Annotated in this window: 9 protein-coding genes and 1 tRNA gene; 3 read left to right on the forward strand and 7 right to left on the reverse strand. The window is 51.7% G+C overall.

The genetic code is table 11. The features are described 5' to 3' along the window. The first annotated feature begins 76 nt into the window (after positions 1 to 76). The 3 genes from ACYVAC_RS15970 (at position 77) to ACYVAC_RS15980 (ending at position 5,356) form a co-directional block, all read left to right on the forward strand. On the forward strand, positions 77 to 2,647 hold the full coding sequence (locus tag ACYVAC_RS15970) for a TonB-dependent receptor (protein ID WP_461098747.1): 2,571 nt from the start codon (positions 77 to 79) through the stop codon (positions 2,645 to 2,647). 258 nt (positions 2,648 to 2,905) lie between these two features. Next, positions 2,906 to 3,622 carry a LolA family protein gene (locus ACYVAC_RS15975; protein WP_461098748.1) on the forward strand — a complete coding sequence of 239 codons (717 nt, stop codon included), beginning with the start codon at positions 2,906 to 2,908 and terminating at the stop codon, positions 3,620 to 3,622. Between the two features lie 171 nt (positions 3,623 to 3,793). Continuing rightward, on the forward strand, positions 3,794 to 5,356 hold the full coding sequence (locus ACYVAC_RS15980) for a T9SS type B sorting domain-containing protein (protein ID WP_461098749.1): 1,563 nt from the start codon (positions 3,794 to 3,796) through the stop codon (positions 5,354 to 5,356). Between the two features lie 43 nt (positions 5,357 to 5,399). On the opposite strand, the gene ACYVAC_RS15985 is transcribed toward ACYVAC_RS15980, so the two are convergent. The 7 genes from ACYVAC_RS15985 to ACYVAC_RS16015 all read right to left on the reverse strand — a co-directional run bounded on the left by ACYVAC_RS15985 (position 5,400) and on the right by ACYVAC_RS16015 (position 14,608). Then, a complete protein-coding gene (locus tag ACYVAC_RS15985; protein WP_461098750.1) occupies positions 5,400 to 6,425 on the reverse strand; it encodes an LLM class flavin-dependent oxidoreductase in 1,026 nt (341 codons plus the stop codon). A gap of 263 nt (positions 6,426 to 6,688) precedes the next feature. After that, on the reverse strand, positions 6,689 to 9,799 hold the full coding sequence (locus ACYVAC_RS15990; RefSeq protein ID WP_461098751.1) for a type I restriction endonuclease subunit R: 3,111 nt from the start codon (positions 9,797 to 9,799) through the stop codon (positions 6,689 to 6,691). A gap of 1 nt (position 9,800) precedes the next feature. After that, positions 9,801 to 11,009 (reverse strand): AAA family ATPase, encoded by a 1,209-nt coding sequence (locus ACYVAC_RS15995; RefSeq protein ID WP_461098752.1) that lies wholly within the window; start codon positions 11,007 to 11,009, stop codon positions 9,801 to 9,803. Between the two features lies 1 nt (position 11,010). Then, positions 11,011 to 12,210, reverse strand: a complete 1,200-nt coding sequence (locus ACYVAC_RS16000) for a restriction endonuclease subunit S (protein ID WP_461098753.1) — start codon at positions 12,208 to 12,210, stop codon at positions 11,011 to 11,013. Further along, complete coding sequence (locus tag ACYVAC_RS16005; protein ID WP_461098754.1) at positions 12,207 to 13,754, reverse strand: type I restriction-modification system subunit M; 1,548 nt, start codon at positions 13,752 to 13,754, stop codon at positions 12,207 to 12,209. The genes ACYVAC_RS16000 and ACYVAC_RS16005 overlap by 4 nt, the downstream gene beginning before the upstream one ends. 349 nt (positions 13,755 to 14,103) lie before the next feature. Further along, positions 14,104 to 14,177: transfer RNA gene (locus ACYVAC_RS16010), tRNA-Asn, on the reverse strand. Positions 14,178 to 14,302: 125 nt separating this feature from the next. Beyond that, complete coding sequence (locus tag ACYVAC_RS16015; protein WP_461098755.1) at positions 14,303 to 14,608, reverse strand: hypothetical protein; 306 nt, start codon at positions 14,606 to 14,608, stop codon at positions 14,303 to 14,305. Positions 14,609 to 14,761: the final 153 nt, after the last annotated feature.

A 14,761-nucleotide genomic window follows, 5' to 3' on the forward strand; every position in this document is an offset into this window, starting at 1 on the left:
GTCTTGTTTTGATTTTACCCCGTCGCTCCATCCGACACCTTTGTATCGCCGGTCGCATCCGACCCTGCGCTACTGTATGAAAACAACCTTACTCCTCGCCACTTCACTACTCACCGCCAGCTTCGGACTGGGCCTGTCGTCATCGGCACAGGCTCAGTTTCCGATGGGTGGCAGTGCCCCCGCCACCAAAGCCATCCCCGGTACGGCTGGCGATCAAAGCCCCCGCGGTACCGCCCGACTGACGGGTATGGTGGTCGACTCAACCCAGGCTAAACCTGTTGAATTTGCTGCTGTTGCGCTCTATGATCAGGCAGCGGGCAAGGCTATTGATGGCACCGTGGCCGACGAGAAAGGCCGCTTTACGCTGCCTAAACTGGCCGCCGGCACCTATCGCCTGCTGATCTCGTTTGTGGGCTACACCAACAAGACCGTTGCCAGTGTGAGCCTCGCCAACGGCCAGACGCTCGATCTGGGTACCATTCAACTGGCCCCCAGCGTGAAACTGCTCAACGAAGTCAACGTGGTTGGTCAGGCCGCCATCGTGGAAGAAAAAGTGGACCGGCTGGTTTACAACGCCGATAAAGACATCACGGCCAAAGGGGGCGACGCCACCGACATCCTGCGCAAAGTGCCGATGCTGACCGTCGATCTGGACGGTAACGTCAGCCTGCGGGGCAGCAGCAACATCCGGGTGCTGATCAACAACAAACCCAGCACCATTGTAGCCAGCAGTGTGGCCGACGCGCTGAAGCAGATCCCGGCCGATCAGATCAAAACCGTCGAGGTCATCACATCGCCCTCGGCCAAATACGACGCCGAAGGGTCGGGCGGGATTATCAACATCATCACCAAAAAGAACAGCCTGCAGGGCCTGAACCTGAACCTCGATACCGGCGTGGGTAACCGCGGTGCCCAGCTGGCGCTCAACGGCAACTACCGGCAGGGCAAAACCGGCTTCACGCTGGGTGGCTTCGGTCGGGCGATGTACAACACCATCACCCGCACCAGCCTCGAGCAGACCAGCGTGGTCAACGGCGTATCGACGCGCTCGCAGCAAACCGGCGATGGCCGCAGCGCGGGCCTCTTCGGCCAGTACAACCTGGGTTTCGACTACGACCTGGCCAAAAACCAGACCCTCACCGCCGGCATTCGCTACGGCCTGCGCAACATGGCTTCGCAGCAGGATCTGGTGACGCGCCTGTTTACCAACGGGAGCCAGACCTCGAGCATGAGCCGCAACGTCGACGCCAAAAACCTGTCGGGTACGGTCGACGCCAACGTCGATTACCTGCACACCTTCAAGCCGGGCCAGGAGTGGAGTGTGTCGACCCTGTACAGCCGCAACGACCTGAGCAACAACTTCGACGCCGACATTCTGGGCAGTTCCGATGCCCTGGTAGGCCGGCAGCGGAACCTCAACAAAAACGTGAACCAGGAATTTACGGTCCAGACCGACTACCAGACGCCCATTGGTAAGAAGCAGCAGATCGAATTCGGGGCGAAGGCCATTCTGCGGCAGGTCGACAGCGACTACCGCTACCTGACGGCCGGCGCCACGGGCGACTACGTGGTGCAGAACAACGGGAACAACGGGGCGCTGACCTACCACCAGAACATCGGAGCCGCCTACACCTCCTACACCTACACCACCAAGAGCCGGTACAGCTTCAAAGGGGGGTTGCGCTACGAACACACCGCCATCGATGCCAGCACCCGCGAGGGTGGCCTGCTGGGAATCGGCAACTATGGCGTGCTGGTGCCGAGCGTGAACGCGTCGAAAACCATCAAGGGGACCACCGTGAAGCTGGGCTTCAACCGCCGGATTCAGCGGCCGGGCCTGCAGCAGCTGAACCCCAACTTCAACGCGGCCAACCCGCAGAACATCTCGGTGGGTAACCCCGAACTGAAGCCCGAGCTGACCAACAACGTTGAACTGGGTCTGAGCAAAACCATCCAGAAAACGTTTATCAATGCCACGTTCTTCGGCCGGGTCACCAACAACGCCATTACGCAGGTAAGCCGTCCGTCGGACAGCCTGGCCGGCGCCATCGTGTCGACGTACCAGAACGTGGGGCGCCAGCAAGACTTCGGGGTCAACCTGTTTTCGAACGTGGCCATCAGCTCGAAGATCAACGTGGGCATCTTCATGAACAGCTTCTACACCAGCCTGACCGGTCAGGCGCTGGGTACCGATGGGCTGTCGCAGCAGCTGAGCAACTCGGGCTTCAACCTGAGCGGGGGTACGTTCATCACGGCCCAGTTCCGCAAGGGCTGGGGCGCGCAGGGCTTCGGCTTCATGCAGGGGTCGCAGGTGCGGCTGCAGGGGCGTCAGGGTGGTTTTGGCTTCTACACGCTGGGGGTCAAGAAAGATATCGCCAACAAGAAAGGCAGCATCGGCCTGGCCGCCGAGAACTTCCTGTCGAGCAACTTCCGCATCCACACCGTGCTGAATTCGGCCCAGTTCAACCAGGTCAATGATGTGTATCTGTATAACCGCGGTATCCGCCTGACCTTCACGTACAAAATCGGCAAGATGACCATGGACGCCCCCCGCAAGAAAGCCCGCTCGGTCAACAACGACGACGTGAAAAGCGACGGCAGCCAGTCGGGCGGCAGCGCCCCCGCCGGTGGCAGCCCGCGGCAGTAGAGTTTGGGGTTTGTTGTTTGGGGTATTCGGTTTACAGTTTACGGTTTTCAGTGCTTGCTTCGACGGCGGCTTTCCTCCCGAAAACTAAAAAACCGTAAACTGTGAACCCACCCCTACCCCCTCTCGGATACACCCTGCAAACTGTAAACCGTAAACCTGCCCTCATATCGGACCGACCCGTATACTGTAAACCACAAACTGAAAACTGAAAACCACAAACTGAAAAATACAAACCACAAACCTCAAACCCAATTCCCCATGCGTACGCCTAAACTACTGCTCGCCCTGATTGCCCTGACGTTTGCCGGTCAGGCAATGGCCCAGACCGTCGATGAAATCGTCGACAAACACATTGCCGCCCTGGGCGGTAAAGACAAGATCAGCCAGGTCAAAACCCTGATCATCGACCGCACCATGTCGGTACGCGGTATGGACATTCCGAGCAAGACCACGATGAAAGTGGGGCAGGCGGTCCGGTCCGAATCGACGGTGATGGGCAACTCGATGGTACAGGTGCTCGACGGCGATAAAGGCTGGATGATCCGGCCGGCCATGATGGGCGGCACGGGCGAACCCGAAGAAATGCCAGCCGATATGGTGAAGCAGATGAAAGGCCAGCTCGACCCCTTCGGTCCCCTGGTCAACTACAAGGAGAAAGGAAACACGGTGGTACTGGTCGGTCACGAAACCATCGACAAGCACGACAACTTTCACCTCAAAGTGACCACCAAAGACGGTCAGGCCGTTGATCAGTACATCGACGCCAGCACGTATCTGCTCACCAAATCGAGCATGCCCATGAACGGGCAGACCGGCGAAATCGTGTTCAGCGACTACGAAGCCGTCGACGGTATCCAGTTTGCCAGCGACATGGACATGACGGCCGGCGCCATGGGTACCATGAACTTCAGCACCGACAAAATCAAGATCAACCCGCCCGTCGACGACAGCGTGTTCAAGAAACCCGCCAAGTAAGCATACGGTCCGGCGGCCCGGCGATCCGGCGGTTAAAGTCAGTGCCGGTACACTGTGTAGGCAACTACGCAGCGTACCGGCACTCCTGTTTTGCGGGCAGCGGCCAACCCACCCGGGCGTAGCGCCGATCCGCCGATTTAGGTGTATCTTGCTGGCTGCTACCCCTGCCGTATGTCCCTGATAACCACCCCACGATCGTGTTGGCATCCCGCCTGGCCGGCGGCCCTGCTGGTGTGGTGGCTGTGGGGCCTGGCCCAGATGGCCACGGCCCAGAATCTGGTGCCCAACGGCAGTTTCGAAACCTTCCGCAACTGCCCCCAGAAAGACAATCTGCTGTTCGAGGCCGAGCCCTGGTACAATCCCAACCGCGCCACGCCCGACTTCTACCACCGCTGCCTCGACTTCGGGCAGATGCTGCTGCCCCCCCACAGCGGACAGGGACTGGCCCGCCTGCTTTTCGACCAGAACTGGGCCGAGTACCTGGGCGTGCGGCTCACCCAGCCACTGGTAGCCGACGCCTGCTACTATGTCGAGTTCTACGTAGCCACCGACACGCCCAACAAATACCTCACCGAGACGCTGGGCGCTTACCTGTCGACCGCTCCCGTAACGCGTCCGACCACCACCGACATGCTGAACGCGCGGCCGCAGCTTCTCGACCGAACCCCCAAAGCCAGCGTGGGCCGGCTGAACTGGGCGCGCATCGGCGGCATCGTTTACGCCCGTGGGGGCGAACAGTACCTGACCATCGGCAGCTTCAACCAGCTGCCCGTTCTGCTGGGATCTTATTACGTGTTTGTCGATGACGTGTCGGTTCGGCGCATCACGCTCGACCTGGGCCGCGACACCACCCTCTGCAGCCGCAGCGACCGCTTTACGCTCGACGCCACCACGCCCGGCGCCGTCGATTACCGCTGGACCGACGGCAGCATCAAACCGACGCTACAGGTAACCAGCCCCGGCCGCTACAGCGTGACGGTAGTGACCGACTGTAAGGTACTGACCGACTCCATCCGGATCGACTATGCCCTCGACTTCGACCTGGGCCGCGACACCACCCTCTGCGATGGACAGACCCTGCCGCTAACCGTACCGGCTGTGGCAGCGGCTGCCTACACCTGGCAGGATCAGGCAACCGGCCCCACCTACCGGGTCGACCGGCCCGGCCTGTACCGGGTGCGGGCCACCCAGGCCAACTGCGTCGTGACCGACTCCATCCGGGTGCGCTACGTGCCGCCCCCCCGGCTCGACCTCGGCCCCGACCAGAGTTTATGCGGCACCCAGACCTTCACCATCCGGCCGCAGCTGGCCGACGGGCGCTTCCGCTGGCTCGACGACCACCCCGACCCCGTTCGCACGGTATCGCATGCGGGCGTCTTTCTGGCCACGGTACAGAACGACTGCGCCACCCTCGTCGACTCCGTCCGCATCGACTACGAAGCCTGCGAGTGCGCCCTCGAAGCGCCTAACAGCTTTTCGCCCAACGAAGACGGGCTGAACGATACGTTCCGGCCCGTTGGCTGTGGCGACATGACCCTGCTGTCGCTGCAGATTCTGAATCGCTGGGGTGAGGTGATCTACGAAACGGGCCAGGAGCCGTTTCGCTGGAATGGCCAGTACCGGGGCCTGCCCTGCCCGCCCGGCGAATACGCCTGGCGCGTCGACTACCGGCTCACGCGCCGGCGGGGCACCACCGCAGCCCAAAAGCAGGGGCCACTGCTGCTGATTCGCTAAAAACCAGCCCCAGCGGCCCCGTTATGCTATATCGACCCGTAAGTCAGGCCGGCTGTGCCAGTGCCGGTACTATGTGTGCGCCGATCAGGTCGATGGCCTGCAGCAGCTTTTCGTGGGGCAGATCGGCATTGTCCATCTGGAAGGTGAGCCGGTCGATGCCGCCCAGCGCATCGCTGTGCCGCCTGATCTTGCGCGCGACCTCCTCCGGACTGCCTACCAGCAACGCACCCCGGTCGCCCACCTGCGCGTCGAACTGAGCGCGCGACACGGGGGGCCAGCCCCGCTCCTTCCCGATGCGGGTAAACGTTTCGGCATAGCCCGGAAAATAGTCGTCGACTGCCTGCTGCGTGGTGGGTGCAATATAACCCAGCGAGTGCAGCCCCACCTTAAGCTGTTCGGGTGCGTAGCCCGCCCGCCGGCCAGCCTCGCGATATAGGTCGACAAGGGGTCGAAAGCGGTGCGTTTCGCCCCCGATCACGGCTACCATCAGCGGCAGCCCCAGCGCCCCCGCCCGCACAAACGACTGGGGGGTGCCCCCCACGCCCAGCCAGATGGGCAGCCGGGCCTGCAGCGGACGCGGATACACGCCCTGCCCCGTGAGCGCCGGCCGGTAGTTGCCCGACCAGGTTACGTGCTCGTGGTCGCGAATCTGCAGCAGCAAATCGAGTTTTTCGGTGAACAGCTCGTCGTAGTCGTTGAGGTCGTAGCCAAAAAGCGGAAACGACTCGATAAACGAGCCCCGCCCCACCACCATCTCGGCCCGCCCGCCCGAGATCAGATCGAGGGTGGCCATATTCTGAAACACCCGCACCGGGTCGGCCGCGCTGAGCACCGTAACGGCACTCGTGAGCCGGATGCGCTGGGTACGGGCCGCAGCAGCCGCCAGAATCAGCGCCGGGGCCGAGTCGAGGTATTCGGGCCGGTGGTGTTCGCCAATGCCAAACAGCGACAACCCCACCTGATCGGCCCGTTCGATGCGCTCGAGCAACTGCGCCATGGCCTGCCGGGCATCGCCCCCCGTGGGGCTACCCGGCGCATAAGCCGCAAAACTATCAATCCCAATCTCCATAGCCATTCGTCCGGCCGCTGGTTATGAGCCGCCGGACCGGTGAAGATAGCGGGTAATTATTGACTCGTGAATTATTGCATGAAGCGTTTCAGCCTATGCACAAGCATTGAGTATATCAAAAGCATAAATCGCCCTACTTGACTTTTCATACTTATTCACTGACAATATCGTCTTGTTATAAAAAAATCTTATTAATAAATTAATTTCAGGGCTATGCAGACTAACAACCTGTTTCACGTTAAGACATATGTCCCTGTCCGTATTCAAATCTGTCCTCCAACACCTTTAAACTTTTCAATAAATGCAGCAATCTTTTGAAAAACTGTTTGCTTTTTCGTGAGATATTGCGGATTCAATGGACTCATTTTTGGCAGCAGCGCATTCAGCTCCGTGCCGTTTTCACTGGCATATTCACGTTTCAGAGATACTGCTATGTAACGCTTTGCTTCTTCCTCGTTTAACTTCTCCTCCGTAATTAGTTCGGATACCTCTATTGTTTGTTGCTCTTGTGCATAGGTATAGAAAGCCTCCATAGTTTCGGCTTTGCTTTTAATCGTGTCTAAATTTGTTTCGTTAATAAAATCTACCACCAGACTTTCTTTGGCACGGTTGCCAATGCTGGCCCTTATTACCCGGCGAATTTCCTCTACCAGCGCCGATTTGTTCTTTATCTTTTTATTATGTTCAAAGATGAGTTCTAAGATATAATCAAGGTTTATTTCCTGCGACTTCAACAAGTCTATTTCAAAAACAACATCATCCCAATCAATTTTTGATGTGGCTGTTTCATTACCGGTTCTTTCTCGCCTGATCCAATCCCGAATGTCGTTATAGGTACTCCGGTAGTCCTGTACCATTCTTTCCGGTAGTGGCTTTATCTCTTGCAATGCTGTTATATCAGCATCGGTTAGAGAATTACCCTCCTTAAATGCTTCGATGGCGGCTGCATCAGCTGTATTTATCGCTTGTAATGCTTTCAAATGGGTAAACTCATCGAAATTCTGCAGGATGTTTTCGACACGTAGATATTCACCAAACAGTTTAGCAAAATCTTTTTTGTCTTTCTCCTTTACAATTTCATCAGGGTTAGGAAATTTCTCCGCTAATTCGTTTACCACCTCAATGTATCCTCGCCGGGCTTCGCCAGTGGTATTGTCGGTAAAGCCTTCTAAGTATTCTTTATAACTCTTTTCCAATACTACGTTCCTGGTATTGCTATCACCAAAAAGGGTAATTGCGTCAACGGTGGCCTGTTCTAAATCCCTGAATGTAACAATATTACCAAAGGTTTTTGTGGCATCGTAAATACGGTTGGTACGGGAAAAAGCCTGTATCAGGCCATGATAGCGCAGATTCTTATCAACAAATAGGGTATTAAGTGTAGGCGCATCAAAACCGGTAAGGAACATACCTACGACAATGAGCAGGTCTACTTCTTTACTCTTCACCCGCTTGGCAAGGTCTCGGTAATAATTTTGAAACTCTCTGCTGTCAACACCGTAGCTTGTTTTGAACATGCCGTTATAGTCGTTGATCGCTTTCGTCAGTGCTTCTTTGGCGCTGCTGTCCATTGCCGAAGGCTCAAAGGTTTCATCGGTTATTTCCCCGATGGCGTTTTGTTCTTCGTTGGCCGCGAATGAAAAAATAGTGGCGACTTTCAGTGGTTTTTCGCTATCCTGCTGCAAGCGGGCAAATTCCTCGTAATAGAGTTTAGCGGCATCTACACTGTTTACCGCAAACATGGCATTGAAGCCTTTGTTTCCGCCCTGGCCCCGGTGTGTTTTGTACTTGTAATTCTGTAAAATGTATTGCGAAATTTCCCGGATGCGGGCCGGATGCAAAAAGGCTTCTTTGCTTTCGGCGGTGCTTAACTTTCTTTCATCGGTTTCGGTTTCAATGCTTTTGAATTTAGGCCGCACATTGTTGTAGTCTACCTTAAACTTCAACACTTTCTCATCTCTTATGGCATCGGTAATAACATAGGCGTGCAGTTCCCCGCCAAACACGCTGGCGGTACTTTCTGCACCAAGTGCATTTTTTCCTGCAAAAATGGGTGTACCGGTAAATCCAAACTGATAGAATTTTTTAAACTTCTTCTTCAGGTTCTTTTGCGCTTCGCCAGATTGAGAGCGGTGGGCTTCATCGAATATAAATACCACCTGCTTTTGATAGATAGATAGATCAGGCTCACTCTTCATCAGGTTATTAAGCTTCTGAATGGTGGTGACGATAATCTTATTGTCCTCCTTCTCAATATTTCGCTTTAGTCCGGCGGTGTTCTCCGACCCGTTTACGCTGTCGGGAGAAAAGCGCTGGTACTCCTTCATGGTTTGAAAATCCAGGTCTTTGCGGTCTACCACAAAAAATACTTTATCAATAAAAGGTAACTGCGTAGCCAGCCGGGCAGCCTTGAAAGAAGTAAGCGTTTTGCCCGAGCCGGTGGTATGCCATACATAGCCACCGCTTTCCGTGTTGCTCCAGTTTTTGGCCGCAAAGGAGCTTTTAATTTTCCACAGCATCCGTTCGGTAGCGGCTATCTGGTAGGGCCGCATAATCAGTAGGGTATCGCTGGTGTCAAAAACGGAATAAGTGAGTAATACCTCTAGCAGGGTGGACTTCTGAAAAAAGGTGGCCGTAAAGTCTTTCAGGTCTTTAATAAGGGTGTTGTCGGCCCTAGCCCAGTTCATGGTAAAATCGAAGTTGTTTTTGTCTCGCTTTACGGTGTTAGCAAAGTAGCGGCTATCGGTACCGTTGGAGATAACAAAAATCTGGAGGTACTTAAACAGCGATGCATCGCTATTTAAGCTCTCTTTGCTGTAGCGATGAACTTGATTAAAGGCTTCCCGAATGGCCACACCTCGCTTCTTTAGTTCTACTTGTACCAGCGGTAGGCCATTCACCAGTATGGTTACGTCGTAGCGGTTGGCCTGGGTGCCCTTGAGCCCAAACTGCGAAATGACCTGTACTTTGTTACGGGCTATATTGGCCTTATCAAACAAGTAAATGTTTTGAATATGCCCATCGTCAAACACAAAGTCGTAGATATAGTCTTCCTGCACTTTCCGGGTCTTCTCCACCAGGTTATCGCTGGGCTTATCCAGGTACTCCTCCACGTAGCGAGCCCACTCCGCATCGGTAAACTGCGTGTTGTTCAATGCCTGTAGCTGCACACGGGCATTGGCCAATAGGGCTTGCATGGAGGTGAGGTTAGCCGGTGCTTCATAGCCTTGCGCTATCAGGTCCTGTACCATCTCCCGTTCCAGTGCTGCCTCGGTCTGGTACACAGCGGGTGCCTCATTCCAAGCAGAATGTTTGGTGTACTGGTCGAGAACAATGAAGTTGTTTGACTCTGCTATGGTTTTATACTGTGACATTCTATTGATTTACAGTAGAACTCTCTTTTAATTTAAACCCGTGTCGTGTCCTAAAATCGCTAATTATATGCGCTAACACAGTTCTCTCTCTCTCTGGTTCAAATGGGATTTCTTCAGCTGAAAATTTGCTATGGCTGGAGAAATTGATTATACGCTTATAATAGCCTTCACGTGCACCAAATGCGTCATTTGGCAAAAGCTCCTCCCAATTCCCATATCCAAGGAATGTGGCAGCCTTTTCCAAAATATTGCGAAGAAAGTTGAAGTGGTATTTTTTAACATCCCCTGACTCTGTTACTTTCTCAAGTTCAGCTAAAAGAAATAGATGATAAGCAAATGGTGAATCTTTTGGCTGAATGTGAAGCTGAAAAGTACCATCATCTAATTTTTCCAACCGTTTCTTAACGCAGTATTTTGGTTTGTAACTGAAACGAGCATCGGTGTTATTGAATTCATTGAATAGTACATTATAAAATAATGGGTTATGCGTTGTAATTATAAATTTTAGATCAGATTGGCTTGATTTAATTAATTCTGCGATATTCACCGCTAACTCAATTAAATGAGCATCATCTAATGAACTTACAGGGTCATCAATAAAGACGTACTGCAAATCATTAAATTGTTCTGTTTCTCTTTCTACCTCTTCTGCCACATTTAATACACTAATGGTTTGCGCTAATAAGCTGTAAAAAATACTCCAAACAAAACAGCTTTCTTCACCCTTTGAAATCTTAATAAACTCGGATGGTTCATTGTTACCACGTTCAAATGAGAAACGAACTTCAGAGTAAACAGGGACTATAACATCATTACTATCCTTATCCTTAATTCTATATTCTTCATTAAAATTCGGAGTTAACTTATCGTTTGTATAACGTTGAAAATGTTTAGCAATGTTGAGTTCCTGCCCTTGCTCTTTAAGAATCCAATCTGTATAGCTATTAGGCTGGATTTTCAACTTTCTATCAGTATCATTATCCAAATCGTTATCCCAATAAAATAAATCTTCAGTAAATGCATTGTAGTACATTACCTTAATCTTTGATTCCTCCTCTGCAGGTTCAGAATTTTTGGGAGCCACTAATTCTTTAAACGCTCGCGATAGGCGTGTTTTCCCAGATCCGTTGAAAGCATAGATTAACTGTACTTTTATTTTCTTATCAGCATTCTTAAGTGATTGTGCTATTTCTTTTAGTGACTGTCCCATATCATGCCATTACATCTGTTTTTGGAAAGGTTAATAGTAAATCCCGATAATGTTCATACTGCTTTTTACGCAGGGCTATTTCTTTTGGTAAGCCCTCGCTAATGGAAGTGGTGAGCGTGTCAAATTGGTCGAGAATAGAAACGATTCTTTTCTTTTCCTCTGGTAAGGGATTTGGTATTTTAATGTTATTCAAATTATTTTGGTTTAGTTTGGGTTGGGCGGCCCCTGAGATGTACGGAGTTAAATCAATACTATTTAAATAGTATTCAACGTACCTCCTTTCCGCATAGGTGTTAAACTTTAACACATGGGCGTGATTATTAACCCAACTTTTACCACTTATACTAAATGCTATTGGGGTATTCCTTGCAATTAAATTTGCACCATCTTCAGAGATCAGTAAATAATCACCGTCGAATATGTAATCCTTCACATAATCTACAATTCCTGAAGCCCCATAATAAGGAATATTACCAGTTTCCCTTAACCCACTTGTAACAGGTTTGCGCATCGAGTCCAAATTCTTGGCTAACTCACCCAACGTCTTCCATTCCACTTCTCCGTCCTCAAAACTTAGCAGCTGCTCCCGGTAGTAGCTATACTGTTTTTTACGGGCTGTAAGCTCTGCTGTAAGCTCTGCTGTAAGCTCTGTAAATGTATCGAGAATACGAACGATTTCTGTTTGTATCTGAATGGATTTTTCGGGATTATCAGGACAGGGAATGGGAATGAGAATTTTTGACATATCGGTGGCAGATACGTCAATTACTTTTGCCCCCTTTGCATATTTACGCTTCTGATTTGCAAAGTTTTCGGTCTGCGTGAAATAACCAAAGTATTTACCTAACAGAAGATGACTGGGTTTAATGATTGTGGCATGACCACCAGTAACCGCTTGCGTTTTACCAAGGTAAACGAGGGCTTTTCCTACATCTTCAATATTTTCACTTGTGTTTGTAATAACAATATCACCTTTATCAACTTTCCTCAAAGTCCTCGCTAATTCTGGCGAAACAAAAGACTTGGTTTTAACTGTACTTAACCCATAGTAAGTATAAATCTGGCCATAATGAATAGCAGGAACACCAGCTTCAGTAAAATCCTTTTTCTGTAAGCCATTTCCACGAACCAATACAGCTATTTTCCCCAACGCCATCCATTCCACATCCGCCCCATCCAGCAATCCTTCTAAATAACTCATGCGTCAATCTCCTTTATAATTGCGTCAATGCTGGTACGCAAGGCGTTTATCTTTTCTACCGTTGCCGCAATCTCGCTGTTCAAGTCCGCTATCTCAAACTGCTCCCGGGTGTTCCTCGCTTCCACATATGAACTAACGGACAAATTGTAATCGTTTGCCGCTATCGTCTCGTTTTCTACCGAAACGGCTACGTGGTCTGTATCGGCCTTGCTAGCAAACAGGGCCATTATCTTGTCAATATGCTCATCCAGCAGCATATTGTTGTTGGTTACTTTTTTGAAAAAGCCTTCGCCACTCACATCTATAAACTGTGTACGGGTGTCAGGCTTGTGCTTACTCAATACCAGAATGTTCACGGCAATAGAAGTACCGTAAAACAGGTTGGGCGCCAGGGAGATCACCGTTTCCACAAAGTTGTTATCCACCAGGTACTTCCTGATCTTCTGCTCCGCCCCGCCCCGATAAAAAATGCCGGGGAAACAAACAATAGCGGCCCGGCCTTTACTGGATAGGTAGCTAAGGACATGGAGTATAAAGGCAAAATCGGCTTTTGATTTAGGCGCCAGCACACCGGCGGGGGCAAAGCGGTCGTCGTTAATCAAGGTAGGATCGTCGGCACCGATCCACGGGATGGAGTAAGGGGGATTGGAAACAATGGCATCAAAGGGCTTCTCATCGCCAAAGTGCGGATACCGAAGCGTATCGCCGAGCGCAATGTCAAACTTGTCATAGTTCACATTGTGCAGAAACATGTTCATCCGGGCCAGGTTGTAGGTCGTGTGGTTAATCTCCTGCCCAAAGAAACCCTCCTGTATGATGTGGGCATCAAAGTGCTTTTTGGCTTGCAAGAGCAAAGAGCCGGAACCAGCCGCCGGGTCGTATATTTTGTTAACGGTGGTTTGCCCGTGCAGGGCCAGTTGTGCCAATAGTTTCGATACATTTTGCGGGGTGAAAAACTCACCGCCCGATTTACCGGCATTAGCGGCATAGTTGGAGATCAGAAATTCGTATGCATCGCCAAACAGGTCAATCTGTGCCTCTTCAAACGCTCCAAAACTCAAGGCCGCTACACCTTTTATCACCGCAGCCAGGCGGCTGTTCTTAGCCTCTACAGTGTTGCCCAGCCGGGTGCTCGTGGTGTCAAAATCGGCAAACAGTCCTTTGATATCTTCCTCGGATGGGTAACCAGTGGCCGAGCTTTCCACGGCATCAAAAATGGCTTTCAGGTCGGTATTTAGGTTTTTGTTGGTAGCAGCGGTTTTAGCCACATTTACAAAAAGCTGACTTGGGGCTATAAAATAGCCTTTGGTGATAACGGCGTCCTTTTTTAGTTCTGGCGTCATCACTTCATCTGGCAGGTCGGCGTAGTGGATGCTTTCATCTCCGGCCTCGATGTAGTCAGCAAAGTTCTCGCTGATGAAGCGGTAAAAGAGTGTTCCTAATACGAACTGTTTAAAATCCCATCCATCTACCGAACCCCGTACGTCGTTCGCTATTTTCCATATTTGGTTTTGTAATGCGGTACGTTGCGCTGTGCTCGTCATTTTTTATCGTTTGACAATTCTTTTGGTTTTACTTCTTGACTTTTAGCAATGTCAAAAAGCACATTTATGTTCGGCTGCTTTAAAGTTCACGTAGAACCCCCTACTAAAACTGTTCTTCTTTGACGTCTTTACTATTTTGCTGAGCGACCGGATTACCGCAATACGGCTGAAACGACTGCCAAACGGTTTAAACGGCTATGGTGTCGATTTGAGAAAGGTAAGGTTAACGGACAGCGGGCTGAAACAGGTATGTACGTTGATTGAGTTTACTGAGAATCAGTACAACAAAGTGTATTGCAATTGAAACAAAAAAGCGCTTAGCATTTCCGCTAAGCGCTTGATCTTTGTGCTCCCGAAGCTGGGCTCGAACCAGCGACCCTCTGATTAACAGTCAGATGCTCTAACCGACTGAGCTATTCGGGAATCGTGGTGCAAAAGTAGGAGCCAGATCGACGCTGCGCAAGGGGTAAGCCCAAATTTTTTACCCGAATCGGGCCCACCAGCGCCCAGACGTCTGATTGTCAGCCCCCGTTGGCACCAAATTTTTTTTACCGGAAGGCGTCGGGGCGGTGGTTCGGCACGTTCTCCAGAATCAGTTCCTTGATGCGCCGGGCGTCGCCCTTGCTGAAGTTAGTGATCACGATCTCCGGCCGCGCCCGCGGAATCACCCGCACGGTGGCGAAGAACAGGCCGTTGTCGATCTCGACACCCGAGATGTCGGAGTAGAACACGAAGTTGTCGGTGCCGCCGATAAGCTTACGCACCCGGAACGTGACGCCTTTATCGTTGAACTCAACCTCGTCGCGGTTGATGGGGTCTTTGAAGCTGCTGGAGCGGAATTTTGCGTTGGGCATAGTGTTGGTTGGTCTGTATTCAGTTTGCAGTATTCGGTGTACGGTTGCCCGGCTCAGGGTAAAGTAGTCGGTTTTCAGTAGTCCGCTCATCGGCGTTCCCGGTGTCGGCACAGGGTGCGATTGGCAAAACACGGCAGGCTAAGCCCGGGCAAC

The organism is Spirosoma luteolum, from assembly GCF_054778875.1.

Bases quoted from the DNA above. Each gene is read 5' to 3' on its own strand.
- ACYVAC_RS15990 (WP_461098751.1), bottom strand. From the start codon at position 9,799: ATGTCACAGTATAAAACCATAGCAGAGTCAAACAACTTCATTGTTCTC.
- ACYVAC_RS16015 (WP_461098755.1), bottom strand. From the start codon at position 14,608: ATGCCCAACGCAAAATTCCGCTCCAGCAGCTTCAAAGACCCCATCAAC.
- ACYVAC_RS15985 (WP_461098750.1), bottom strand. From the start codon at position 6,425: ATGGAGATTGGGATTGATAGTTTTGCGGCTTATGCGCCGGGTAGCCCC.
- ACYVAC_RS15975 (WP_461098748.1), top strand. From the start codon at position 2,906: ATGCGTACGCCTAAACTACTGCTCGCCCTGATTGCCCTGACGTTTGCC.
- ACYVAC_RS16000 (WP_461098753.1), bottom strand. From the start codon at position 12,210: ATGAGTTATTTAGAAGGATTGCTGGATGGGGCGGATGTGGAATGGATG.
- ACYVAC_RS15995 (WP_461098752.1), bottom strand. From the start codon at position 11,009: ATGGGACAGTCACTAAAAGAAATAGCACAATCACTTAAGAATGCTGAT.
- ACYVAC_RS15970 (WP_461098747.1), top strand. From the start codon at position 77: ATGAAAACAACCTTACTCCTCGCCACTTCACTACTCACCGCCAGCTTC.
- ACYVAC_RS15980 (WP_461098749.1), top strand. From the start codon at position 3,794: ATGTCCCTGATAACCACCCCACGATCGTGTTGGCATCCCGCCTGGCCG.
- ACYVAC_RS16005 (WP_461098754.1), bottom strand. From the start codon at position 13,754: ATGACGAGCACAGCGCAACGTACCGCATTACAAAACCAAATATGGAAA.